We start from the raw sequence: 24,657 nt of genomic DNA, 5'->3' as shown, positions 1-24,657 counted from the left end.
CCGCCGCTGGGCTGCCCGATGTCGGGGTCGGCCATCCGAGAGACGTCGGTTCTCAAGAAAAAGTCAGTCTTGACTGTTTGTTTCGTTGGCACCAGGCTGTTCGCGTGCCTTCCACACCGACGCGAGTCCCCCAGCAGGAACGCAGCCGCGCCACCCAGGCCCGGCTGCTGGAGGCGACCGTCGACTGCCTGATCGAGCACGGCTGGTCCGGCACCACGACCACTGTCGTCGCCGCCCGGGCCGGTGTCTCGCGGGGGGCCCAGCTGCACCACTACCCGACAAAGGCAGCGCTGGTGACGGCCGCCGTGGCCCACCTCGCCGAGCGGCGGGCCGCCGAGTTGCGCACCGAGGCCGAGGCGTTGCCGGCCGGGCCGCAGCGCCTCGACCGCGTGATCGACCTGCTCGGCGTGGCGTTCACCGGGCCGCTGTTCGTGGCAGCTCTCGAACTCTGGGTCGCCGCCCGCACCGACCGGGAACTCCGGGACGCCCTGGTGCCGCTGGAGGCGACGGTCGGCCGGGAGATGCACCGACTCACGGTTGCCCTGCTCGGCGTCGACGAGCGTCGACCCGGCGTCCGCGAAGCGGTTCAGGCCACGCTCGACCTGCTCCGCGGGCTCGGGGTGGCCAACCTGCTCAACGACGACTCCGCCCGTCGTACCGCCCTGTTGGCCACCTGGAAGCGCCAGCTCGCCACCCTGCTCACGCCCTGACCGCCGGCCGCACCGGCCACCACCGACCGGAGGCACCATGGTCGACCTCACCGACCTGCTCGCGGATCTGGCCGCCGAGTCCGCCCAGCTGGACGCCCTGGTGGCCCCGCTGCCGGCAGCCGACTGGGCCCGGCCCACCCCGGCGCCCGGCTGGAGCATCGGGCACCAGATCGCGCACCTCGCCTGGACCGACCACGTGGCGTGGCTGGCCGCCACCGATCCCGACGCGTTCTACGCGACGGTGATCAGCGCACCGGATCCGACCCGGATGGTCGACGCGGGTGCCGAGGAGTTCCTCGCCCCGCCGCAGGAACTGCTCCACCGTTGGCGGACCGGCCGGTCCGCGCTGGCCGACGCACTCGGTGCCGTCCCGGCTGGCGAGAAGCTGCCCTGGTACGGCACCCGGATGTCGGCCACCTCGATGGCCACCGCCCGGATCATGGAGACCTGGGCACACGGAGAGGACGTGGCGGAGACCCTCGGCGTCGTCCGCCCCGACAGCGAGCGGCTGCGGCACGTCGCGCACCTCGGTGTGCGTACCCTCGGGCACGGTTTCGCCGCCCACGGCCGGGCGGCACCGACGACGCCGGTCCGGGTCGAGCTGGTCGGGCCCGGCGACGACATGTGGAGTTGGGGGCCGGCGGACGCCGCCGACCGGGTGAGCGGCCCGGCTCGGGACTTCTGCCTGCTGGTCACCCAGCGCCGGCACCGCGCCGACCTCGCCCTGGTCGCCACCGGCCCGGTCGCCGACGAATGGCTCGACGTGGCGCAGGCGTTCGCCGGGCCGCCCGGCGTCGGCCGTGAGCCGGCCGGCGGAGAGGGGGTACGAGCGTGATCCGCATCGGCAACGCCTCCGGCTTCTACGGGGACCGGTTCACCGCCTGGCGGGAGATGCTCGACGGCGGCGAGCTGGACGTGCTGACCGGTGACTACCTGGCCGAGTTGACCATGCTGATCCTCGCCCGGGACCGGCTGCGCGACCCCGACCTGGGCTACGCGAAGACGTTCCTGCGTCAACTGGAGACCTGCCTCGGCACCGCCCTGGACCGTGGGGTGCGGATCGTCACCAACGCCGGCGGATTGAACCCATCCGGCCTGGCCGCCGCCATCGACGCCCTCGCGACCCGGCTGGGCCTGGCCGCGAAGGTGGGCTACGTCGAGGGCGACACGATCCAACGACCGGACGCGTTGAGCGCCAACGCCTATCTGGGCGCGTTCGGGATCGCGGCGTGCCTCGACGGCGGCGCGGACGTGGTGGTCACCGGGCGCGTCACCGACGCGTCGCTGGTGGTCGGCCCGGCCATCGCCCGGTACGGGTGGAGTCGCGACGACCTCGACCAGCTGGCCGGGGCGACGGTCGCGGGCCACCTCGTCGAATGCGGCGCGCAGGTCACCGGCGGGAACTTCAGCTTCTTCACCGAACTGCCCGACGGGGGGCACCGGCCCGGTTTCCCGATCGCCGAGGTGTACGCCGACGGCTCGACGGTGCTCACCAAGCATCCCGGCACCGGTGGCGCGGTCACCGTGGAGACCGTCACCGCACAACTGCTCTACGAGATCGGGGGGCCGGCGTACCTGGGACCGGACGTCGTCACCCGACTGGACACGGTGGCGCTGAGCCCGGACGGACCTGACCGGGTCCGGGTCTCCGGCGTCCGGGGCACCCCGCCGCCGGCCACGCTGAAGGTGGGCGTCAACAACCTCGGCGGCTTCCGCAACTCGATGACGTTCGTCCTCTGCGGACTTGACGTCGAGGCGAAGGCGGCGCTGGTGCGCGGGCAGGTTGAGGAGGCGGTCGGCACGGACGGGTTGGAGTTCACGCTGGCCCGGACGGACCACCCGGACGCCGCCGACACCGAGGCGGCCAGCGCGCTGCTGCACGTACACCTGCGCCACGGTGACAAGGCACGGGCCGGACGGGCGTTCTCGGCCGCCGCGGTGGAGCTGGCGCTGGCCTCGTACCCGGGCTGCACGCTGACCACGCTGCCCGGCGACGCGACGCCGTACGGTGTCTTCACCGCCGACGAGGTGCCGCAGGACGCGGTGGCTCACGTCGCGGTGCTGCCCGGCGGTGAGCGGGTGTCGATCGCCCCGCCGATCAGTACCGCACCCACGACGGAGGACGAGACGACAGCGGGCGGGGACGTGACGGCCGACGGCCCGACCCGCCGTGGTGCGCTCGGCGAGCTGGTCGGCGCGCGCTCCGGGGACAAGGGTGGGGATGCCAACCTGGGCGTCTGGGCGCGCAACGACGGCGCGTACGGGTGGCTGCGCGGATGGTTGACAGTGGCGCGTCTGGCGGAGCTGCTGCCGGAGACCGCGCCACTGTCGGTGAAGCGTTACGAGCTGCCGAACCTGCGTGCTGTCAACTTCGTCGTCGAGGGTCTGCTCGGAGAGGGGGTGGCCGCGTCCACCCGGTTCGACCCACAGGCCAAGGCGCTCGGAGAGCTGCTGCGGGCCCGGATCGTCGACCTACCGACCGCCGTGCCGACCGGGCCGACCGACGCAACCGGGCCCGTAGCGACCGGGGTGACCCGATGAGCATCGTGGACACGCCGGAGCGGCGACAACTGCGGGAGCTGACCCGGGCCTTCGTCACCCGCGAGGTGGTGCCGCACCTGGACGACTGGGAGCGGGCCGGTGAGGTGCCCCGGGCGCTGCACGCCACCGCCGCGAAGATCGGTCTGCTCGGCATCGGCTTCCCCGAGTCGGTCGGCGGCAGCGGCGGTGACCTCCTCGACTCGATCATCGTGACCGAGGAGCTGATCCGCTCGGGTGGCTCGTCCGGGCTGGTGGCGGCCCTGTTCACGCACGGCATCGCGTTGCCGCACATGGTCGCGGCGGCCGGTGCCCACACCGGGGGTTCGCTGGGCGGCCGGCTCGGCGGCACCGTGTCGCCGGGCGAGGACGGCCTGATCGAGCGGTACGTCCGCCCCACCCTGGCCGGCACGATGATCGGCGCGTTGGCGATCACCGAACCGGACGGCGGTTCCGACGTGGCCGGCATCCGCACCACGGCCCGCCGGGACGGCGACCACTACGTGGTGAACGGGTCGAAGACGTACATCACCAGCGGGCACCGGGCCGACTTCGTGACCACCGCCGTCTGCACCGACTTCCCGGGTAGCGGCGAGCTGACGCTGTTGGTCATCGACAAGGGGCTGCCCGGGTTCACAGTGGGGCGCCGGTTGGAGAAGTTGGGCTGGCACTGCTCGGACACCGCCGAACTGTCCTTCGTCGACGTGCGGGTACCGGCGACCAACCGGATCGGCGCGGAGGACACCGGCTTCCTGGCGATCATGCAGAACTTCGCCGCGGAGCGGTTGTCGCTGGCCACCCAGGCGTACGCGACAGCGCAGCGCTGCGTGGAGCTGGCCGTGCGCTGGTGCCGGGACCGGGAGACCTTCGGGCGTCCGCTGGCCAGCCGGCAGTTGATCCGGCACCGCCTGGCGGAGATGCACACGCGGGCCGAGGCGGCTCGGTCGTACGTGCACGAGGTGGCCAGTCGGGTCGCGGCCGGCGAGCCGGTGGTGACCGAGGTGGCGATGGCGAAGAACGTGGCGGTGGCCGCCTGCGACCACGTCGTCGACCAGGCGCTGCAACTGCACGGCGGCTTCGGCTACCTGCGCGACGCGGAGGTGGAGCGCCACTACCGCGACGCGCGGATCCTCGGCATCGGCGGCGGCACCACCGAGATCATGAACGAGATCATCGCGAAGGGCATGGGTCTATGAGCACTCTGGACAGCGCGATCGACCCGACGGCGCCCGGGTACGCGGCGAACCGGGCGGCCCTGCTGGAGCGGCTGGCCGAGCTCGATGCCGCTCTGGACCAGGCCCGGGCGGGCGGCGGCGAGAAGTACGTGTCCCGGCACCACGCGCGCGGCAAGTTGCTGCCTCGGGAACGCATCGAGTTGCTGGTGGACGCGGACAGCCCGTTCCTGGAGTTGTCGCCGGTCGCCGCGTTCGGTACGGACTTCCCGGTCGGGGCGAGCGTGGTGACCGGGATCGGGGTGGTCGAGGGCGTGGAGTGCCTGATCGTCGCGAACGACCCGACGGTACGCGGTGGCGCGGTCAACCCGTGGTCGCTCGCCAAGACCCGGCGGGCGGGTGAGATCGCGCTGGCCAACCGGCTGCCGATGGTCAACCTGGTCGAGTCGGCCGGGGCGGACCTGCCCACCCAGGCGGAGATCTTCATCCCGGGTGGCCGGGTGTTCCGCGACCTGACCCGGCTCTCGGCGGCGGGTATCCCCACGGTCAGCGTGGTCTTCGGCAACGCGACGGCCGGTGGCGCGTACGTGCCGGGGATGTCCGACCACGTGATCATGATTCGGGACCGGTCGCAGGTCTACCTGGCCGGGCCACCGCTGGTGAAGATGGCTACCGGCGAGGTCACCGACGACGAGTCGTTGGGTGGTGCCGAGATGCACGCCGGCACGTCCGGGCTGGCCGACTATCTCGCCGAGGACGAGCGGGACGGGATCCGGCTGGCCCGCCAGTGCGTACGCCGGCTGAACTGGCGCAAGCAGGGCCCGCCGCCGCGTTCGGCGGTGCCGCAGCCACCGAAGTACGACCCGGAGGAGTTGCTCGGCATCACCAGCGCCGATCTCAAGGTGCCGTTCGACCCGCGTGAGGTGCTGGCCCGGATCCTCGACGGGAGTGAGTTCGACGAGTTCAAGCCTGCGTACGGGGGTGCCCTGGTCACCGGCTGGGGCGAGCTGCACGGTTACCCCGTGGGCGTACTGGCGAACGCCCGTGGGGTGCTGTTCAGCGAGGAGGCGCAGAAGGCGGCCCAGTTCATCCAGCTCGCGAACGCCGCCGACACTCCGCTGATCTTCCTGCAGAACACCACCGGCTACATGGTCGGCACCGAGTACGAGCAGCGCGGCATCATCAAGCATGGCGCGCTGATGATCAATGCGGTGTCCAACTCGACGGTGCCGCACCTGACGGTGAACCTGGGGGCCTCGTACGGGGCTGGCAACTACGGCATGTGTGGCCGCGCGTACGAGCCGAGGTTCCTGTTCACCTGGCCGAACGCGAAGTCGGCGGTGATGGGCCCGGCCCAGCTCGCCGGTGTGCTCTCCATCGTGGCCCGGCAGGCGGCGGCCGCGCGGGGGCGCGACTTCGACGAGGAGTCCGACGCGGCGATGCGGATGATGGTCGAGCAGCAGATCGAGTCGCAGTCCGGCGCGCTGTTCCTGTCCGGCCGGCTCTACGACGACGGGGTGATCGACCCACGGGACACCCGGACCGTCCTCGGGCTGTGTCTCTCGGCGATCCACAGCGGACCCGTCAAGGGTGCCGACGGCTACGGCATCTTCCGGATGTGAGGGGTCATTCGATGATCGAACGTTTGCTCGTTGCCAACCGGGGTGAGATCGCGCGTCGGGTCTTCGCGACCTGCCGGGCGCTGGGCGTGGAGACGGTGGCCGTGCACTCGGACGCTGACGCGTCGGCGCCGTTCGTGCGGGAGGCCGACCAGTCCGTCCGGCTGCCCGGGAACACTCCGTCCGAGACGTACCTGCGGATCGACCTGATCCTGGACGCGGCCCGGCGCACCGGCGCGGACGCGGTCCACCCCGGTTACGGGTTCCTCGCCGAGAACGCCGACTTCGCGGCTGCGGTGACCGACGCCGGGCTGACCTGGGTCGGCCCACCCGCCAAGGTGATCGCCGCGATGGGCGACAAGCTGGCGGCGAAGGCGATGCTCGCCGACGCGGGCGTGCCGATGCTGCCGAGCTGGACCGACCCCGACGAGGTCACCGACTTCCCGGTGCTGGTGAAGGCGTCCGCCGGTGGCGGCGGGCGGGGCATGCGGATCGTCCGGAGCGCCGAGGAGCTGCCCGAGGCCGTGGCGTCCGCGCGCCGCGAGGCGGCTGCGGCGTTCGGTGACGGCACCGTCTTCATCGAGCGGTACGTCGAACGTGGCCGGCACGTCGAGGTGCAGATCTTCGGCGACACCCACGGTACGGTCGCCGCGCTCGGTGTCCGGGAGTGCTCGATCCAGCGCCGGCACCAGAAGATCATCGAGGAGGCGCCCGGGGTCGTCGGGGCGGAGTTGCGGGAGCGCCTGCACGAGGCGGCGGTGGCGGCCGGGCGCGCGGTGGACTACGTGAGCGCCGGGACTGTGGAGTTCCTGCTGGCACCGACCGGGGAGTTCTTCTTCCTGGAGATGAACACCCGCCTCCAGGTGGAGCACCCGGTCACCGAGCTGACCACGCCGGTCGGGCTGGACCTCGTCCGGCTGCAACTGCTGGTGGCCGAGGGCGATCCGCTGCCTGAGCACGGCCAGCACCCCACCACGCGGGGTTACGCGGTCGAGGTGCGGCTGTGCGCCGAGGATCCGGCGCAGGGCTGGCGGCCCGCCACCGGCACGCTGCACCGCTTCGACGTGCCGCAGGTGGACCGCGAGTTCGGCTGGCTCCAGCGGGCCGGCCTACGGCTGGACTCCGGTGTGGCGGCGGGCTCCGAGGTCGGTGTGCACTACGACTCGCTGCTCGCCAAGGTGATCGCCGTGGCGCCGACCCGGTCCGAGGCGGTCCGCGCGCTGGCGGGCGCGCTGGCGCGGGCCGAGTTGCACGGGGTGGCAACCAACCGCGACCTGCTGGTCCGGGTGCTCCGCAGCCCGGAGTTCGCGGCGGGCGAGATCGACACCGGTTTCCTGGACCGGCACCCCGAGGTCTTCGCCCCGCTGCTCCCCGCCGAACAGGTCCCGGTCACCGCCCTCGCCGCCGCGCTGGCGGCTGCCGCGCACCGGCGAGCGACCGCATCTGTGCTCGGCGGGCTGCCGTCAGGCTGGCGCAACGTGCCGGCGGTCCCGCAGGTCACCCGGTTCGCCGGCCCGGACGGCGAGATCGAGGTCCGCTACCGACTGGACCGCACGGGCGGACTCGCCGAATGGTGCACCGACCCGTCGGCCGCCGACGCCACAGTGGCGCTGGTCGAGGCGACCCCGGACCGGGTGGTGCTCGACGTCGACGGGGTCCGGCGCGCGTTCCGCGTACACCGGGTGCTGTCGACGGTGTTCGTGGACGGCCCGGACGGGGCGGCGAGCCTGACCGAGCTGCCGCGCCTCCCGTTGCCGACCGCGGAGGTGGCCGCCGGGTCGCTGCTCGCGCCGCTGCCCGGCGCGGTGAGCCGGGTGCACGTCCAGGTCGGCCAGCGGGTCGCGGCCGGCGAACCACTGCTCACGCTGGAAGCGATGAAGCTGGAACATCCCGTGCTCGCCCCGACCGACGGTGTGGTCGCCGAGCTGCCGGTGCCGGCCGGCGGGCAGGTCCGGACGGGCGACGTGCTGGCTGTGGTCACTACCGAGGAGGACCCCCGATGACCTTCGACCTCACCCCCGAGCAGGACCAGCTACGCGACGCCGTGCGGGCGCTCGGCCGTCGCTACGGCCACGGCTACTTCGTCGAGAAGGCGAAGGCCGGCGAACACACCACCGAACTCTGGGCGGAGGCCGGCCGGCTCGGCTACCTGGGGGTCAACATCCCCACCGAGTACGGCGGCGGGGGCGGCGGCATCACCGAGCTGGCGATCGTCTGCGAGGAGTTGGCGGCGGCCGGCTGCCCGTTGCTGCTGCTGGTGGTCTCGCCCGCTATCGCGGCGACGGTGCTGACCCGGCACGGCACCGAGGAGCAGCGCAAACGGCACCTGCCCGGTCTCGCGGACGGCTCCCAGAAGATCGTGTTCGCGATCACCGAGCCGGAGGCCGGTTCCAACTTCCACCGGCTCGGCACCGTGGCCCGCCGCGACGGTGACGGTTGGCTGCTCAACGGTCGTAAGTGCTACATCTCCGGTGTCGACGAGGCCGGTCACGTCCTGGTGGTGGCCCGGGTCGCCGTCGATGACGGCCCAGCCGGCTCAGCGGATTCGTCTCCGCAGCGGCTCAAGCCCGCGTTGTTCCTGGTGCCGACCGACGCGGCCGGGTTGACCAGGTCCAAGTTGGACATGGAGATCGTCTCCCCGGAGAACCAGTTCCTGCTCTACCTGGACGACGTGCGGGTGCCCGCCGACGCGCTGCTCGGTGAGTCGCTGGACGCCGGGCTGCCGGCGCTGTTCGCCGGGCTCAACCCGGAGCGGATCACGGTGGCGGCGATGGGTGCTGGCACCGGCCGGTACGCCATCGAACGGGCCAGCGAGTACACCGCCACCCGCAAGGTCTGGGGTGGCCGGAGCATCGGTTCCCACCAGGGCGTCTCGCATCCGCTGGCCCACGCGGCCGTGCAGGTGGAGCTGGCCCGCCTCATGATCCAGAAGGCGGCCACCCTCTACGACGCGGGCCGCGACCTGGAGGCCGGGGTGTCCGGCAACATGGCCAAGTACGCGGCCGGGGAGGCCGCCGCGCTCGCCGTGGACACGGCCGTCCAGGTGCTCGGCGGGGCCGGCATGACCACCGAGTACGGGGTGGCCACGTTGCTCGGCGCGGTGCGGGCCGGCCGGATCGCCCCGGTCAGCCGGGAGATGATCCTCAACTTCGTCGCCCAGCACGTCCTGGGTCAGGAGAAGTCCTACTGACCGGGCCTGTCGAGCGGGTGATCGACTCGGTTTCCTTGATTCCGGGGTGTTCCGAGGGGCAGCGATACCCCGACTTCCGGAAAACCGAGTCGATCCTCTGCCGGGGCTACGCGGTGCCGCGCGGCCTCCTCACGCTCCTCGACTGCCCGACCGCTCCCGGTGGTGGAGGATCGCCACGGCTACCGCGAAGAGCAGCGCGGGCGTCAGCACCAACGCCAGCCACTGCGCCGGGGTGAGCGCAGCGAGGACACCGTCGTGGGTGGAACGCTCCAGGAACGGCCCCGTGGCGCCGAGCCCCACTCGGGTGAGCAGCAGCGTGACGCCCACCGGAACCACCAGCGCGAGCAGGCGTCGCCGCAACACCGCCGGCGTCGACAGGATGACAAGGGCGAAGAGCAGGTATCCCGCAGTCAGCAGGATCGCCTCGATCCGGCCGACGCCGACGGTGAAGATCCACGTGCCGTGAACGGGAGTCGTCGAGTCATCAGCACCAGTCACCTGGGCGATGCTCGGAGCACCGACGCTGACCAGCGTCGCCGCCGCCAGCGTGCCGAGCCGCCAGCGCGTGAGGGAAGCCGTGGCGGAACGGGGAGCACGGACGGCGAGCATCAGCGGAACCATCGCGGCGAGCACGGCGGGCCAGAGATTGCGCACCGTGGAATATTGCCCGTAAGCCTCGGCGACCCGCACCACCTCGAACGCCGCGCAACAGACGGCGATCGCGGCTGCTGCCCGGCCCCACCCGAACACGGCCGACACCGCCACGGTGAGCCACAGCAGCGCCACGAGACCGACCGGCCAGAGGACGAACTTCTCGCCCAACCCCTCGGGATAGCTGTCCGCGAACATGGCGAGGTGCAGCACCGGAACGCGCGCATCCCGCACGAACAACATCAACGCGGCGATCAGCCCGATTGCCTGCGCCGCCTCCCGCCACGCATCGCCCGAGAATCGAGCACCAGCCTGGCGGACATGCGCCCGGAGCGCCCCGCCGAGCAGGGCGAGCACGTCTCGCGCGGCAGGGCTGCGCTGGCCCGGCGACGCGTCGTCCAGCAACACCCCGATCATCTCGTCCTCGTACTGCTGACGGTAGGCGCGGGGATAACAGGCGATCAGCCGCCGGTAGGTGTGGTCCAAACTCACGCCGCACCGCCGTCGACAATGAGACCGGCCCGGCGCAGCCGCAGGCTCGCCGCGTCGGCGTTGCTGCGCAGACGCGCCGCCTCTTCGGCCAGGCGTTGCGCCCCCGACGCGGTGAGTCGGTAGTACCGCCGCAACCTGGACTGCACCTGCTCCTCCCTCTCGATGTCGACGAGACCCTCGGTCCGCAGCCGGTCAAGGGCTGCGTAGAGGGTGCCGGCGCGCAGGTCGACGCGCCCGTCGGAGATTCGGCGGACCTCTTCGAGGACGGCGTACCCGTGCCGTGGGGCCTCGACGAGCGCGGTGAGGATCAGGTAGGTCGCTTCTTGCAGGGGAGCCTTCGCCATCGCCACAGTATATACCGTACGACTGTATATACAGGTCCCCTAACCGTGTGGTCAGAGTGGAGTACGGCAGGCGGCGTCGATGCGGTGGACCGGCCGGACCCGTCGGCCCATCCCCTCCAACAGGGAGTCCTCGACGTGGAAGTCGTGGATGCGCAACTGGTGCCGGGGCAACTCCTCCTCGCTCGGGCAGAGCACCTGCGCGCGAACCAGGTCGACCGGGACGTACCGGACCCCGCCCTGCTCCTGGAGGATCACCATGTTGACGTCGTCCGTGGTGACCACGTGCCCGCGTACGTCCTCGGTGGGTCCGCTCTCCGGGCCCACTGTGGTGACGGTCAACGGCAACACCGGGGTGCTGATCACCGGCACCGCGGCCCAGACCAGGGTGACCAGCACCGCCACCTCGGTCACCGACGCCAGCGGCCGGATCACCAGGCCCGGTAGCGGCCCGGCGATGAACAGGGCGAGCAGCGGAGGCACCACGAGGAGCGCCAGCACCAGACCTTCACCGCCCTGCTTCACCACCTCACGCAGCGTGGGCAGCATCAGCCAGCCATACCCGGCGAGCAGCACGATGATGATCAGCAGCCGTGGCAGCAGCCGCTCATGCAGGCGGGCGGGGCGGAGTTGGAACGCGGCCACGAAGGCCGGCAACAGCAACGGAAGGTAGAGCAGCGGCCAGGTGATCAGGGCGAGCAGGAAGCTGGCCAGGACCACCCAGGCCGGGGTGATGTCGGCCCACCGGGCGAAGAGGGGACGGCGACGGGTGCCCGGCGGCAGCTGGTCGGCGCTGACGGCCAACACCGCGCCGAGCGCGAAGACGGCGACCATCCCGGTCGAGAGCAGCCGGGCAGCCGTGGTCAGGAAGCCGGCGAGCAGGTTGACCGGCCCGACGTTCGCGACCAGCAAGAGCGTGGTCTGGAGCTCCCCGCCGGCTTCCACGCCGAGGCGGAGCACCGAGAAGATCGCCGGTACGCCCACCACAGCGGTCCAGAACGACTGGCTGGCTCGGGCGCGCCGCTCGGCCGGGTCCCATCGGATCCGCCCGGGCTCGACCTCGACGACGACCGGCTGGGCGGGCTCGGCGACCGGAACTCCGGCCGGCCAGTCGACGGTGTCCACCCCACCGGCCACGGGCACCGTACCGTCGGTGGTCCGGGCTGTGGCGTCGTCAGCCGGCACGGATCGGCGGGGCGGCGGGACCGCACCGTCGCCGTCGGCGGCGGTGGTCGGCGCGCTCACTTCGCCGGCGCCTTGTCGTCGAAGTCGACGAGCTTCGGCACCTCCAACGGCTGCGGCTGGCGTTTCTCGGCCGTCAGCCACGGACCGAGGGTCTGGTTGTACGCGGTCTGCCACGGGCTCGCCTGCTCGTCGCGGCCCTGCTGGTAGCTCTTCTGCAGGAAGAACGCGACCAGATCGCGGAGTGCCGGGTCGCCGATCGGCACGCCGATGCCCAGCAACTCGCTGGTGCCGAAGGGCAGGTCGACGATCTCGAACTCCTTCGGGTGCCGGGCCAGGAAGCCGGCGAGGATCGTCTCGTCGGAGCTGACCGCGTCGTAGCGACCGGCACGGATGCCGTTGACGCAGTCACCGACGGTCTTCACGACCAACGCCTTGACCTGGTGACTGCCCAGCTCGGCCTCGGTGGTGGAGCCGCCGCTGGTGCAGATCTTGTAGTCCGGGTTGCGGAGGTCCTCGATGGTGCTGATCTTGCCCTTCAACCGGGTCGGCACCATCACCTCCTGGGTGGTGACGAAGTACGGCCCGGCGAAGCTCACCACCTTCTTGCGCTCCTCGGTGATCGAGAAGCTGGAGACCACGAGGTCCACAGTGCCGCCCTGGAGCGCGGGGATCCGCTCCTCGGTGGCCACCGGCACGAACTCCAGCCGCTGGTCCCCCTCGTAGCCCAGGGAGGCGGCGATGTACTTGGCGATCTCGACGTCGAAACCGGCGTGCTTGCCGTTCCGCAACTCGCCCATCAACGGCTCGTTCGTGGCGACACCGATCCGCAACTTCGACTGGCCGTAGATGTGCGTCTCGCGCATCTTCTCCTGCACCGAGAGCAGCTCGGGTTCCTGCCGACTGTCGCAGCCCGCGGCGGCGGCCAGGGCGAGGGTGAGGGCGACGGCCAACGTCGACGCGACCGAGCGGAGCCGGGACTGCGACCTGCCTGGGTTCATGGGCGACCTCGCTGCCGGAAGAGCCTGCGGGACACCGAGAGTAGCGGCTCTCGTCCACTGAGTGTGGACGCCGAGCGGCCATGTCGGACCGCCCGGCCGATCGATGTCGATCGGCGCGCCGGTCGGCTCTGCGGTTGACAGCCGGGCTCGTCACGACATGCTGGACGGGTGAGCCGATTGCCCAGACCCCAGGCACGGACGGTGGCGGTGCTCGCGGCGTTGGGAGCACTCGCGCCGCTGGTCATGCTGGTCGTCTGGCGTCGACAGGATCTTGTCGGCGTGGCGCTGGCACTTCTCTGTGTCCTGCTGACCATGGTCGCCGGAGTCGCCGTCTCCGCCGCCCGGCAGGGCGACGCACCGGAGCCGGTGGACCGCTCGGCAGCCGTCGGGCCGCCCGAGTTGATGCCGTACGGGATCGACGCCGACACCCTCGACGCCCTCGACAGTCGGGACGCGTTGCGTGCGGTGCGTGACCGGCGACGCGGAACGAACGGGCTCAGCGGCGGCCGGTGAGGGTGGGCGCGGCGAGCGCGTCCACGCCCCGCCCGGCCAGACAGCGGTACGCCCGGTCGATGCTGCCGTCGACCGGCGGTAGCACCTCCAGGTGCCAGCCGGTCGGCTCGGCGATGCCGGTCGTCAACCGGAACGTCGTGGCGCTGCACACCTCTCGCACCGGGGCGGCGGCGATCACCTCGTCGTAGGTGGCACCGACCAGCGACACCGGCAGGATGCCCTCGGCGTACGTCTCCCAGGTGTGCCGGCCGGCGCAGGGCAGCCGGGCTGCCTCCGCGCGGTCGCCCCGGATCCGCACCGGGCCGAAGCACTCCAGCTCAGGCAGGCAGCGGGCGCCCTCGGGCAGGGCGGTCGGCGCACCGGAGCCGGTGGCGCATCCGGGCAGCGGGCCGGTCGCCGGTGCGGCGACCTGGGTGACCGACGGGTTCGGGGTGGGCACCGCCGCCCGGTCGGCGACCCAGGCACCGGCGGTGGCGGAGGCGGCGAGAGCGAGCACACCCGCGCCGCCGAGGAACCAGCGCCGCCAGCGCCGACCGCTGGGCACCGCCTGCTGGGTGTCCTCGATGGCCGGGCGGGGAACGGGCCGGCTGACCGGGTATGCGCCGGAGATGGTGGCGCCACCGCTGACCGGGGCACCGCTGACGGGTGCCGACGGCGGCCCGAGGGGCAGGTTGGCGAGGAGGTCGTGCAACTCCAGGGCGGAGGGACGCTCGGCGGGGTCGTTGGCCATGCCGAGGCGCAGGACATCGATCAACTCGTCCGGCACCCCGGGCAACGGGGGCAGCGGCTGGTTGAACATCTCCAGCACGGTGACCAGGCTGGGATTGCGCTCGGACTGCCAGCGGGGCGGTCGGCCGTGCATCACCGCGTAGAGGGTGGCGCAGAGCGCGTACACGTCGACGGCCGGTGACGGCGGGCTGTGGCTGAACATCTCCGGTGGCGCGTACGCCGGGGTGAGCACCTCCAGCGTGACCGAGGCGTCGCGGTGCTCGGCGAGCACGGCCAGCCCGAAGTCCGCGAGCACTGCCGAGTTGAAGTGTGAGTGGAGGATGTTGGCCGGCTTGACGTCGCGGTGCAGCACCCCGGCCGCGTGGGAGTGGGCCAGCGCGTCGGCGATCTTCATGCCGAGGTCACGGGCCTCCACCGGGCCCAGCGGGGAGGTGCGCATCCGTTCGGCGTACGAGCCGTCGCAGAGTTCCATGATCAGGTAGGGGTGCTGGTCGACGGTGACCCCGACGTCGAAGAGGTCGACCACGTGCGGGTGTGACGACATCCGGCCGGCAGCCCGCGCCTCGCGCAGGAAGCGGGCCTGATCCCGCTCGCTGTCCAGCGTCCGGTTCTCCACCTTGACGGCGACCTCGCGACCCACCGAGATCTGGGTGGCCTGGTAGACGGTCGCGTATCCACCCCGGGCAAAAACCCGCAAATCGGTCAGACCGGGCACGATCGGAACCGGCAAGCCGCCGCTCGGGGTGTCCGTCACCGCTCGAAAATACCCAACCCGACCGATGGCTCAGCGCACCGCGTCCGCCGAAGCGGCCCCGGCGGGACCGGCACCCTCCTCGGCGGCCGCGGTCGCCGTGGCACCATCGGCCACGATGAGGTCGCCCCGGCGAGCGTCCAGGCGCAGGCCGACGGCGGTGGCCACGGCCCCCAGCCCCTCCCAGGCCGCCACCCCGAAGAACCGGTCGGGGGCGATGTCGGCCAGCACGGCGATGGTGAAGACGGTGAACGTGACCAACCGGAAAACCACAGTGAACCGGTAGAACGCCCGCCACTCGGTGACGGTGGCCAGCAGGTAGTAGACCCCCATGTTGAACGCCGCCATCGACGACGCCAACAGGAACGTGCCGGTGTGGTCACCGACGGCCCGCGTCTCCGGCACCTCGAACCCGAGCATGCGCAACTGCGCCTCCGGCCAGAGCAGCCCGACCGTGCCCATCACCAGCGCCAACACGCCGAAGACCGCGATGGTCCAGCCCGCGATGGAACGCGGCAGCTTCATGAAGGGCCTCCCCAGGCACGGCGATGGTCACCACTGTGGACCAGCACACGGTGGTGACACGCTAGCCGCTACCCCCGACCACCACATCCCCAAAACCGGTAGAAACCCAACCCCGACCTTTCATGTTGATCAAGAGGTTTCGGTCACCGCACGACCGCTTCCTGACGCAAACCTCTTGATCACCCGACGGACGGGGTGGGGGTGGGGTTCTTGAGTCGGGCGTGCAGGGCGTCGGCGGCGGCGCGTTCGCTGCGCTGCTCGGTCGCGTACGCCAGGCGGACCGCCTCGGCCGCGCAGGACAGCGCCTCCGCCGGCTGGCCGCAGGCAGCCAGCGCCTCGGCCAGCACACTGGCCGCGATCACCTGACTGCGCACGTCCTCGGCCGGCGCGGTGACCGCCCGCCGAGCCCAGTCCAACGCCTGCTCCCGCTGACCGTGGGCGAGCAGCGCCGACGCGTACTGAGCCATCGTCTGACGGCGGGAGAACAGCAGCGAGGGCGCGTTCGCGGCGGCCGTCGCAACCGGGGCGAGCAGCCCGACCGCTGTCGCCGAGTCGCCGGCGGCCAGACGCGCCGTCGCCAGCAGCACCCGAGGTGCCACCTGCGCCGGCGCCTGCGGGTTGTGCGGTTCCACGGTGGTCAGCACCGAACGGGCCATCTGCTCGGCGGTCTCGCAGTCGCCCAGGTCCAACGCCACGAACCCGCGCAGCGTGCCGGCCATCCCGGTCAGCAGCGGGTGCGAGGTGCGCTCGGCGTACGCCAGGGCGTCGCCGAGCAGGTCAGCCGCGTGCTCCGACTCGCCCAGCCCTCGTGCCACCACAGCGCGGACCACCAAGGCGAACCCGCGCCCCCAGTCGTCGGAGGCGGCGGCGAACTCCCGGTACGCCCGCCGGGCCTCCCGGTCCGCCTCGGCCAGGTCACCCAGCTCGGCGGTGGCGAACGCGGCCACCGCGCGCAACGTGCCCACCGCCCACGCCTCGCCGACCCGCTCCCCGAAGGGCAGGAACACCTGCGCCATCCGACACGCCTCGCGCAGCCGCCCGGCGAGCAGTCGGGCGAACGCCGTGGTGCCGCGCAGCCAGGCCTGCCCGTACGGATCCTTCAGCTCGGCGAAGAGCCGGGCGGCCCGGCCGAGCACCGCGTCGGTGCCGGCGAAGTCACCCCGGGTGGTGGTGACCCAGGCCAGGTTCTGTAGCGACCACGCCTGCCCGCGCCGGTCCTGTGCGCCGAGGCTGACCTGGTACGCGGCAGCCAACCGGCTGCTCGCCTGGCTCAGCCGGCCGGCCACGAAGTCGGCCATCCCGATCCGGCGCATCGCGGTGGCACGTTGCACGGGCAGGCCGCCCGCCGTGGCCACCTGCAACGCCTCCTGCCAGGCGGTCATCGCCCGGCCCTGATCGCCGAGGGTCTCCTGCGCCTGCCCCGCGAGCAGGAGGGCACCGACCCGGGTGGCCTCGTCGCCCGCGTTCGCGGCGATCTTCTCGGCGTACGCCAACGCGTCGACGACCCGGCCGACCTGGAGCAGGGCCCGGGCGTGCACCACCCGGTCGGCCGCCGGCACCCCGTCACGGGCGAGTTCGGTGGCACGTTCGGCGTAGTCGACGGCCAGCACCGGCTCACCGGCGGACAGCGACCGGCGGGCGGCCCGGCCGAGCGCGGCGACGCCCAGCGGCACCACCGCGCGGGCCGGCGCGTCCGGGCGCAGCTTCACCGCGTCGGCGAGCGTCGCGGCCCGTTCGACGTGCGTCGCCACGAAGTCGTCCCGGGCCTCGTCGGTGAACCCGCCCGGCGCGGCGGGGGCGGACTCCTCCGCCGGCGCCGCCCAGCGGGCCAGTGCGGCGTGCCGCTCGGCCAACTCGGCCTTGCTCACCCCGGCGTACGCGGCCTCCCGCATCAGCGGGGTCGCGAACGAGTATCCGGTCCGGGACCGGTGCAGCATCCGCCGTTGCAGCAGCTCCTCGACGGCCCGGTCGAGTTCCACGGCGACCACGGCGGACGGCCGGCCGTCGCGACCGGCGCGCTGCTCGCGCATCGCCTCCAACGCCCCGTTCGGCACCGTGTCACCGATCACCGCGGCGTCCCGCAGCACCGAACGGGCGTCCGGCGGCAGGGCGTCGATCCGGGCGGCGAGGACGGCGGCGAGATCCCGGGAGAGTAACCGGCTGCCCAGTGAGCCGGGCACCAACCGCCACCCGGCCGCCGGGCTCTGGTCGCGGTCGCCGGGCCGCTCACCCGGTGCGCGGACACCCCGCGCGGACTCCGTGGTGAGCGCTCCCCGCTCGATCAGCAGGGTGACCAGCTCGGCCAGGTAGAACGGGTTGCCCTGCGCGGTGGCGAGCAGCCGGTCCGTGTCGGCCTGCGGCAACCTGCCGCCCCCGAGATAGCTCGTGAGCAGCCGCGCCGCGTCGGCGCCGCGCAGCGGTGGCAGGGAGTGCACCTCGGCGTCCGCGACCCGGGTCAACGCCCCGGCGGTACGCACCAGCTCCGGCCGGCCGAGCAGCAGCACCAGCACCGGGCCGGTGAGCCTGGACAGGGTCATCCCGAGCGCGCTGATCGTCTCGGCGGTGGCGTCGTGCAGGTCGTCCACCACGACCACCAGCGGCGCTTCCGAGGCAAGGCCGCTGAGCAGGTCGGCGACCGCGTTCGGCACCACCTCCGAGTCCGCCGCCGGGACGCCCGACCCACCCCACTCACCGGTGTCGGTGCCGCCGTGCGTGGGGAGTTCGCCGTAGCCGAGCAGGGCGAGCAGTTGGTCGGTGGCGATCGGCGCGGTCTCATTACCGGAGCGGGCGAGCCGCTGCCCGAGCCGCCGCAGCCTCTCCTCGACCGCCGGTCGGGTCAGGGCGGTGGCCGCGTCGCTGGGCAGGCCGACGGCGGCACGCACCAGGTCGGCCAGGGGCGCGAGCCGGCGTCGCTCACCGAACGCGGCACACCGCACCGAGAGCACCCGGGCTCCCGTGTGCGCCGCGTAGCGGCCGGCGCCCACGTCGTACCCGGCGGCGAGGCGCTCGACCTCGGCGGCGAACCGGGACTTGCCGATACCCGCCTCGGCGGTCATCAGCAGCACCCGCGGGTCCCCCTGGTCGATCACCTCGGCGAGTCGGCCGGCGACCCGGCCGATCTCCGTCTCCCGTCCGACGTACGGCGCCTCGTCGCCGAGCCCCGACCGGGTGCCCGGCGCGTCCAGGAGGCCCAGCAGCTCGTACGCCTCGACCGGCTCCCGCTTGCCCTTGAGCCGCAGCGGGCGCAGTGCCCGCCAGGACGACACGTGCCGGGTCGCGGCGGCGGTACGCCCTCCGGCGTACACCGCGCCGACGGCGGCAGCGTCGGCCAGCCGGGCGGCGGTGTTCACAGTGTCGCCGATGACCGTGTATTCGATGGCTGCCTGGATGCCCGCGATGACGTCGCCGGTGTTCAGGCCGACGCGCAGCCCGAGTGGCGCGCCGCCGCCTCGCTCGTCGTCGAGCACCCGGCGGACGGCCCGCTGCATGGACAGGGCGGCTCGAACGGCGCGTTCGGCGTCGTCCTCGTGCGCCACGGGGGCGCCGAAGACCGCCATGATCCCGTCACCGGTCAGCTTGTCGACGTGCCCGCCGAACGTCTTCACCGCACCGGCGAGCGCGGCGAGCACCCGGTCGGTGACCGCGCCGACGCGTTCCGGGTCGAGGTCCTCCGACCAGGAGGTGAACTCGGAGAGGTCACCGAAGAGCACGGTGACCACCCGGCGCTCGGCCGCCGGCAACGTGGCGGCGGCCGGCAACGCGGCACCGCAGTTGTGGCAGAACCGGGCACCGGGAACGGCGACGGTTCCACACACGGGGCAGGTCACATGTGCTCCAACCCACTGACCCCGGGTGCGGATTCCCCAGGGTCGACACCCAGATATTCGAGTTGCGCGCGGACCGACCACTCGGCCGCCCACCAGAGCGAGCGGTCCACGTCCGCGTAGACCGCGGCCACCACGTCGGCGGGCGTGCGAGCGCCTGCGGCGACCGCGGCCCGGACCTGGTCGAGCCGGGCTCTGCGGTGCGCGAGGTAGAAGTCGGCGGCGGCGGCGCAGTCGGCCAGCGCCGGGCCGTGCCCGGGCAGGGCCGGGATTCCCCGGTACGCGGACAGCAGCTCCAGGCTGGCCAGGTAGTCGCCCAGGTGCCCGTCGGGGTGGGCGACAACAGTGGTGCCCCGGCCGAGGATGGTGTCGCCGGTGAGCACCGCCTGCTCGTCGCCGTGCTCGACCAGGAAGCACACCGAGTCGGCGGTGTGCCCCGGCGTGCTCAGCAGACGGATCTCCAGGCCGAAGCCGCCGAGGTGTTCACCCGCCTCGGTGAGCGGCTCGCCGCCGATGGTGTGCGCCGGGTCGACGGCGAGGACGCGCACGCCGCCGAGCAGTTCGCTCAGTCGCGCGGCGCCCTCCGTGTGGTCGGGGTGGCCGTGGGTGATCAGGATCAGCCCGATGGGCCCGTGCGCGGCGATGCGGTTCAGGTGCCCCTCGTCCGCCGGCCCCGGATCGACCACGACGGCCCGGTCGGCCGACGGGGCGCGCAGCACCCAGGTGTTGGTGCCGTCGAGAGTCATCGGCCCGGGGTTCGGTGCGCGCAGCAGTGTCACCCAGGTCGGCAGCTCGTCGGCGAGCGCCGCCGCCGGCGCCGTCACGTGCCCGCTCATGGCTGCGATCGTACGACCCCGCCCGCCACACCCCACGATCTTGTTCGGCGAACCGGAAGGAAGGGCCGCAAAAGGGGCCCTTCCTTCCGACTGATCGCTGGTGACGCCGACGCGTCAGGCGACCTCGACGATCAATTCGATCTCCACCGGGGCGTCAAGGGGTAGTTCGGCGACACCGACGGCGCTACGGGCGTGACGACCGGCCTCGCCGAAGACGGTGCCGAAGAGGTCGGAGGCACCGTTGATCACCGCGGGCTGACCGGTGAACCCGGGCGCGGAGGCCACGAAACCGGTCACCTTGACCACCTTGACCACGTTCTCCAGGCCGACCAGCGAGTCGACAGCGGCCAGCGCGTTGAGCGCGCAGCGCTGGGCCAGATCCTTGGCCTGCTCGGCGGAGATGCCGGCGCCTACCTTGCCGGTCGCGAGCAGTTTGCCCTCGGCGATCGGCAACTGGCCGGAGACGTACACGTGCTGGCCGGACTGCACGGCCGGCACGTAGCTGGCCACCGGCGGCACGACCTCGGGCAGTTCGAACCCCAGTTCGGCGAGCTTCGCGTGCGGACCGTTGCTCACGCCTTGGGCCGCTTCAGGTAGGCGACCAGCTGGTCCGGGTTGGGCCCGGGGACCACGGCGACGAGCTCCCACCCGTCCTCGCCCCAGTTGTCGAGGATCTGCTTGGTCGCGTGGACCAGCAGCGGGACCGTGGAGTATTCCCACTTCTGCATCGCTGAAGGGCTCCCTCTCGGTGCGGAATTGTTCGAGGGACAGCCTACGGTCCGCCGGCCGGGCGGGACGCGGGACGCTGCTCCGGCGTGGCCGGCAACTCCCCACAGAGCCCTTCGTGCTCGTACCCCTGGGGGCAGCGGGACCGGTCGGGCAGCAGCAGGTCGCAGAAGACACGGTGCCGGTTGTTCTGGTCGTCGGCGTTGGACACTGTGGTCTCGCCGGCGTCCAGCTCGGGCAGGAAGCCCAGGGACACCGCGACCCGACCGGCGAGCACCGTCGCCGCCGCCAGGCTCGGCACCCGGATCGGCAGGTGGATGACGTAGCCCGCCTCGTCGTCGTCGCGGGCCCGCTCGGTGGGGCGGCTCGGCGTCCTGGCCGCCTCCGCCTGCTCCGGCATCCGACGGTACGACCGTTCGTTGACCGGCTGGCCGCTGACGGGCCCCCCGCCGGCCTCGACCACGGACCCGGGCCGTCGGGGCCGGTCGTTGGTCGGAAACTGGGTGCGAGGGATGTTGTCCGCGTCGCGCATGCACTGCCTCCGGTCGTACCTCTCGGACCATGCTTCCGGCCCGGACGTATTCATCCGTTCCGGCCCCCGCACCGGGACGAAGGTAGGTCGGTGGCCCCAGTCCCGCCAATAGGACGCGCACAACCAGTCACCAACAGTCACATATGCGACAGATCGCCAGCGCGAGGGCGTTGACGTCGTCCTGGCCCCGGATGCCCGCCCGTCCGACCGACGCCCGCGCGGCACGGCAGGGCGACGCCGATCCGCTCATCGACCGCTACCCTTCCGGTCGGACGGTCGCGCAGCGCCCGGCCGCCCGCTCGATCACGCTCGGCGCCCTGGGTGGCGGCGGGCGTCGCACCCCCGAGGGAACGACGATGACCCAACCGCCCAGCGGCGACCAGGCCGGCCCATCCGCCCACCCTTCGGCCCACCCGGAACCCGCCGGTCAGTCGGGCCCTCCGGCCATCCCCGGCCAGCCCGCCCCCGCCGCACCGTCCGGGCGACTCGCCCTCCCCGCGTCCCCCGCCCAGCCCGCGCTCCCCGGGCCACCGGTCCAGGCCCCCGGTGCCGGCCAACCGGAAGGGCCGGGCGGTCCCACGTCGGCTGCCACCCCGACACCGCCGGGCGCCGCGGAGATCCCCCCACCCCCGCCGGTCTACGCGCCCTACCAGGGCACGGCCGAGCCGAAGAAGAAGCGCGGACTGCTGATCGCGGTGATCGCACTGGCCGTGATCATGGTGCTCTGCGTGGGCGGCGGCGCGGTGGCGTTCCTGACCCTGCGCAACGCCGAGACCGGTGAGGGCGCCAAGGAGCCGGCGGTCGCCGTCGACGAGTTCCTCACAGCGGTCTACAAGGACCGCGACGTTGCCAAGGCGGCCAGCCGGGTCTGCGCCGCCTCCCGCGACGACGAGAAGATCGCCGCGAAGATCGCCGAGGTGGAGAAGTACGCCTCCGCACACCAGAACCCCCGCTTCCGGTGGACCACCCCGAAGGTGGACAACCAGACCGGTGACCGCGCCACAGTCTCCACCCGGGTCACCATGACCACCTCCGACGAGAAGGTGGCTGACCAGGACCTGCGCTTCACTGTGGTGCAGAAGACGGGTTGGTGGGTCTGCGAGGTCGCGTGACCGCCGAGCCTGGATAGGCTCGACTGGTGTCTGCAGCTGAGTGGCCGACCGACCCGGCCGGTACGGGATGGTCCGCCCGCCTCCACGTGGTGACCGGCAAGGGCGGCACCGGCAAGACCAGCATCGCGGCGGCCCTCGCTCTCGCGCTCGCCGCCGGCGGTCGACGCACCCTGCTGGTCGAGGTCGAGGGACGGCAGGGCATCGCCCAGCTGTTCGGTATCGATCCGCTGCCGTACGAGGAGCGGCACCTCGCCGACGCGCCGGACGGCGGTGAGGTACGCGCTCTGGCGGTGGACGCCGAGGAGGCGCTGCTCGAGTACCTCGACATGTTCTACAAGCTGGGCGCGGCCGGCCGGGCCCTCCGCAAGCTCGGTGCCATCGACTTCGCCACCACCATCGCGCCGGGCCTGCGGGACGTGCTGCTCACCGGCAAGGTCAAGGAGGCGACCACCCGCACCTCCGGCCAGCGCCGCGCGTACGACGCGGTGGTGCTCGACGCTCCGCCGACCGGGCGGATCGGCCGGTTCCTCAACGTGACCGCGGAGACCGCCCGGCTGGCGAAGGTGGGCCCGATCAAGACCCAGAGCGAGGGGGTCTCGGCGCTGCTGCGCTCCCCGATGACAGCGGTGCACGTGGTCACGTTGCTGGAGGAGATGCCGGTCCAGGAGACGGTGGACGCGATCGCGGACCTGACCTCGCTCGGTTTCGGCATCGGGCAGGTGATCGTCAACGGCGCTCGGCCCCGACTGCCGGCCGGCCCGGCGGTCACCGCCGCGGAGCTGCGGCGCGGCCTGGTCGCCGCCGGGCTGCCGGCCGATCGGGACACGGTGGCCGGTTTGCACGGCGAGGCCCGGGACCAGCTCATCCGGCGTGAACTGGAGGATTCGCTCCGCGCCGACCTGGTGGAGCTGGGGCTGCCGATGCGGGAGCTGCCGTTGCTGCCCGACGGGGTTGACCGAGCGGGTCTGACGGCCCTGGCCCGGGCCCTCGTCAGCGCCGATTGACTCACACCTGAGCTCAGCACGGGCGCGTCGACCCACGCGGCCCGATACGCTCGATTGGTGCCTTCCGAAGACGCGGCGCCGCAGCTGGACGTCGACCAGATCCTCGCCGACCCAGGCGTGCGGATCGTCGTGTGCTGCGGTGCCGGCGGGGTGGGAAAGACGACAACCGCCGCGGCGCTGGCCCTGCGAGCGGCCGAGCAGCACGGCCGACGCACGGTGGTGCTCACCATCGACCCGGCGCGCCGGCTGGCCCAGTCGCTGGGGCTGACCGAGCTGGACAACACCCCTCGCCAGGTCAAGGGCATCGACGTCGAGAGCAGCGGCGGCGAGTTGCACGCCATGATGCTGGACATGAAGCGCACCTTCGACGACGTGGTGTTCCAGCACACCGATCCGACGAAGGCCGCGGAGATCTTCGCGAATCCGTTCTACCAGGCAATGAGCTCGACCTTCGCCGGCACGCAGGAGTACATGGCGATGGAGAAGCTGGGCCAGCTGCACGCCCGCGGCGAATGGGACCTCATCGTGGTGGACACGCCACCGTCGCGCTCGGCACTGGACTTCCTGGACGCGCCGGCCCGGCTCTCCCGTTTCCTCGACGGCCGGATGCTGCGACTGCTGCTGGCCCCGGCGCGAAGTGGCGGACGGAGCATGTTCAGCCTGGTCACGGCCTCGTTCGGGATGTTCTCGAAGGTGGTGCAGAAGGTTCTCGGCGCACAACTGCTCACCGACCTGTCCGGCTTCGTGGCCGCCCTGGACTCGATGTTCGGCGGTTTCCGGCAGCGCGCGGAGCAGACGTACCGCATCCTTCAGGCACGGGAGACGGCCTTCCTGCTGGTCGCGGCGCCGGAGCCGGACGCGGTCCGGGAGGCCGCCTACTTCGCGGGCCGTCTGCGCGACGAGCGGATGCCGCTCGCCGGGCTGGTCCTCAACCGGGTGCACCGACCGGCGGTGCCGGAGCTGGACGCCGAGCAGAGCCGGGTCGCCGCCGAGCGGCTGACCGAGCTGGGTGGGCACGAGGCCACCGTCGACGTGTTGCGGGCCCACGCGGCTCTGGCCCGTCAGGCGGTACGCGAGCAGCAGGTCGCGGCGCGCTTCACCGAGGCGTTCCCGGAGGTGCCGGCGGTGTCGGTGACGGCTCAGCCCGCCGACGTACACGACGTCGACGGGCTGCGGACGATCGGCGCGGCGATCAGCCGGCCGTGACCG

The 24,657-nt window shown here is 72.5% G+C and carries 22 protein-coding genes; 11 read left to right on the top strand and 11 right to left on the bottom strand.

What is annotated here, in order from left to right; all coding sequences use genetic code 11:
• The first annotated feature begins 104 nt into the window (after positions 1 to 104).
• From O3438_RS23975 to O3438_RS23945, 7 genes are read left to right on the top strand one after another with little or no spacing between them, the layout of a single operon-like run.
• Positions 105 to 710, top strand: coding sequence for a TetR/AcrR family transcriptional regulator (locus tag O3438_RS23975; RefSeq protein WP_145778570.1), 606 nt, complete (start codon positions 105 to 107; stop codon positions 708 to 710).
• A gap of 37 nt (positions 711 to 747) precedes the next feature.
• The gene (locus tag O3438_RS23970) at positions 748 to 1,545 is read left to right on the top strand and encodes a TIGR03084 family metal-binding protein (protein WP_269682009.1); all 798 of its coding nucleotides are present in this window, start codon (positions 748 to 750) and stop codon (positions 1,543 to 1,545) included.
• The gene (locus O3438_RS23965) at positions 1,542 to 3,251 is read left to right on the top strand and encodes an acyclic terpene utilization AtuA family protein (protein ID WP_269682008.1); all 1,710 of its coding nucleotides are present in this window, start codon (positions 1,542 to 1,544) and stop codon (positions 3,249 to 3,251) included. The genes O3438_RS23970 and O3438_RS23965 overlap by 4 nt, the downstream gene beginning before the upstream one ends.
• Positions 3,248 to 4,444 (top strand): acyl-CoA dehydrogenase family protein, encoded by a 1,197-nt coding sequence (locus O3438_RS23960; protein ID WP_269682007.1) that lies wholly within the window; start codon positions 3,248 to 3,250, stop codon positions 4,442 to 4,444. The genes O3438_RS23965 and O3438_RS23960 overlap by 4 nt, the downstream gene beginning before the upstream one ends.
• Positions 4,441 to 6,042 (top strand): acyl-CoA carboxylase subunit beta, encoded by a 1,602-nt coding sequence (locus O3438_RS23955; RefSeq protein ID WP_269682006.1) that lies wholly within the window; start codon positions 4,441 to 4,443, stop codon positions 6,040 to 6,042. Before O3438_RS23960 ends, O3438_RS23955 begins: the two co-directional genes overlap by 4 nt.
• Positions 6,043 to 6,053: 11 nt before the next feature.
• The gene (locus tag O3438_RS23950; RefSeq protein ID WP_269682005.1) at positions 6,054 to 8,042 is read left to right on the top strand and encodes an ATP-binding protein; all 1,989 of its coding nucleotides are present in this window, start codon (positions 6,054 to 6,056) and stop codon (positions 8,040 to 8,042) included.
• Positions 8,039 to 9,229 carry an acyl-CoA dehydrogenase family protein gene (locus tag O3438_RS23945; RefSeq protein ID WP_269682004.1) on the top strand — a complete coding sequence of 397 codons (1,191 nt, stop codon included), beginning with the start codon at positions 8,039 to 8,041 and terminating at the stop codon, positions 9,227 to 9,229. The genes O3438_RS23950 and O3438_RS23945 overlap by 4 nt, the downstream gene beginning before the upstream one ends.
• A 129-nt stretch (positions 9,230 to 9,358) precedes the next feature.
• On the opposite strand, the gene O3438_RS23940 is transcribed toward O3438_RS23945, so the two are convergent.
• From O3438_RS23940 to O3438_RS23925, 4 genes are read right to left on the bottom strand one after another with little or no spacing between them, the layout of a single operon-like run.
• Positions 9,359 to 10,372: a hypothetical protein gene (locus tag O3438_RS23940; protein WP_269682003.1), complete on the bottom strand. Its 1,014-nt coding sequence runs from the start codon at positions 10,370 to 10,372 to the stop codon at positions 9,359 to 9,361.
• Entirely contained in the window at positions 10,369 to 10,716 is a 348-nt protein-coding gene (locus O3438_RS23935; protein ID WP_269682002.1) for a PadR family transcriptional regulator, read from the bottom strand. Before O3438_RS23935 ends, O3438_RS23940 begins: the two co-directional genes overlap by 4 nt.
• A gap of 51 nt (positions 10,717 to 10,767) precedes the next feature.
• A complete protein-coding gene (locus O3438_RS23930) occupies positions 10,768 to 11,958 on the bottom strand; it encodes a hypothetical protein (protein WP_269682001.1) in 1,191 nt (396 codons plus the stop codon).
• Positions 11,955 to 12,896, bottom strand: coding sequence for a transporter substrate-binding domain-containing protein (locus O3438_RS23925; RefSeq protein WP_269682000.1), 942 nt, complete (start codon positions 12,894 to 12,896; stop codon positions 11,955 to 11,957). Before O3438_RS23925 ends, O3438_RS23930 begins: the two co-directional genes overlap by 4 nt.
• Positions 12,897 to 13,064: 168 nt before the next feature.
• On the opposite strand from O3438_RS23925, the gene O3438_RS23920 reads away from it, so the two are divergent.
• Entirely contained in the window at positions 13,065 to 13,409 is a 345-nt protein-coding gene (locus O3438_RS23920) for a hypothetical protein (protein ID WP_269681999.1), read from the top strand.
• Here the strand turns inward: O3438_RS23920 and O3438_RS23915 are convergent.
• The 7 genes from O3438_RS23915 to O3438_RS23885 all read right to left on the bottom strand — a co-directional run bounded on the left by O3438_RS23915 (position 13,393) and on the right by O3438_RS23885 (position 21,332).
• Positions 13,393 to 14,892: a serine/threonine-protein kinase gene (locus O3438_RS23915; RefSeq protein WP_269681998.1), complete on the bottom strand. Its 1,500-nt coding sequence runs from the start codon at positions 14,890 to 14,892 to the stop codon at positions 13,393 to 13,395. The genes O3438_RS23920 and O3438_RS23915 overlap by 17 nt on opposite strands.
• Positions 14,893 to 14,922: 30 nt before the next feature.
• Positions 14,923 to 15,414, bottom strand: a complete 492-nt coding sequence (locus tag O3438_RS23910; protein ID WP_269681997.1) for a hypothetical protein — start codon at positions 15,412 to 15,414, stop codon at positions 14,923 to 14,925.
• Between the two features lie 179 nt (positions 15,415 to 15,593).
• On the bottom strand, positions 15,594 to 19,241 hold the full coding sequence (locus O3438_RS23905; RefSeq protein WP_269681996.1) for an adenylate/guanylate cyclase domain-containing protein: 3,648 nt from the start codon (positions 19,239 to 19,241) through the stop codon (positions 15,594 to 15,596).
• Positions 19,238 to 20,074: an MBL fold metallo-hydrolase gene (locus tag O3438_RS23900; protein WP_269681995.1), complete on the bottom strand. Its 837-nt coding sequence runs from the start codon at positions 20,072 to 20,074 to the stop codon at positions 19,238 to 19,240. The genes O3438_RS23905 and O3438_RS23900 overlap by 4 nt, the downstream gene beginning before the upstream one ends.
• A gap of 114 nt (positions 20,075 to 20,188) precedes the next feature.
• Positions 20,189 to 20,650, bottom strand: coding sequence for a RidA family protein (locus O3438_RS23895; protein WP_088950573.1), 462 nt, complete (start codon positions 20,648 to 20,650; stop codon positions 20,189 to 20,191).
• A complete protein-coding gene (locus O3438_RS23890) occupies positions 20,647 to 20,802 on the bottom strand; it encodes a DUF4177 domain-containing protein (protein ID WP_007466198.1) in 156 nt (51 codons plus the stop codon). Before O3438_RS23890 ends, O3438_RS23895 begins: the two co-directional genes overlap by 4 nt.
• A 44-nt stretch (positions 20,803 to 20,846) precedes the next feature.
• Positions 20,847 to 21,332 carry a hypothetical protein gene (locus tag O3438_RS23885; RefSeq protein ID WP_269681994.1) on the bottom strand — a complete coding sequence of 162 codons (486 nt, stop codon included), beginning with the start codon at positions 21,330 to 21,332 and terminating at the stop codon, positions 20,847 to 20,849.
• 446 nt (positions 21,333 to 21,778) lie between these two features.
• On the opposite strand from O3438_RS23885, the gene O3438_RS23880 reads away from it, so the two are divergent.
• Genes O3438_RS23880 through O3438_RS23870 form a run of 3 tightly spaced genes read left to right on the top strand, consistent with a single transcriptional unit; the run spans position 21,779 to position 24,654 of the window.
• Positions 21,779 to 22,444 carry an Rv0361 family membrane protein gene (locus tag O3438_RS23880; protein ID WP_442929737.1) on the top strand — a complete coding sequence of 222 codons (666 nt, stop codon included), beginning with the start codon at positions 21,779 to 21,781 and terminating at the stop codon, positions 22,442 to 22,444.
• Positions 22,445 to 22,470: 26 nt separating this feature from the next.
• On the top strand, positions 22,471 to 23,448 hold the full coding sequence (locus O3438_RS23875) for an ArsA-related P-loop ATPase (RefSeq protein ID WP_269681993.1): 978 nt from the start codon (positions 22,471 to 22,473) through the stop codon (positions 23,446 to 23,448).
• Between the two features lie 54 nt (positions 23,449 to 23,502).
• A complete protein-coding gene (locus O3438_RS23870; RefSeq protein ID WP_269681992.1) occupies positions 23,503 to 24,654 on the top strand; it encodes an ArsA family ATPase in 1,152 nt (383 codons plus the stop codon).
• Positions 24,655 to 24,657: the final 3 nt, after the last annotated feature.

The sequence above is a fragment of the Micromonospora sp. WMMC250 genome, from assembly GCF_027460215.1.
Lineage (GTDB): Bacteria > Actinomycetota > Actinomycetes > Mycobacteriales > Micromonosporaceae > Micromonospora > Micromonospora taraxaci.
Note: the sequence above shows the minus strand (reverse complement) of the source record. Positions and strands in the feature narration are given on the sequence as shown.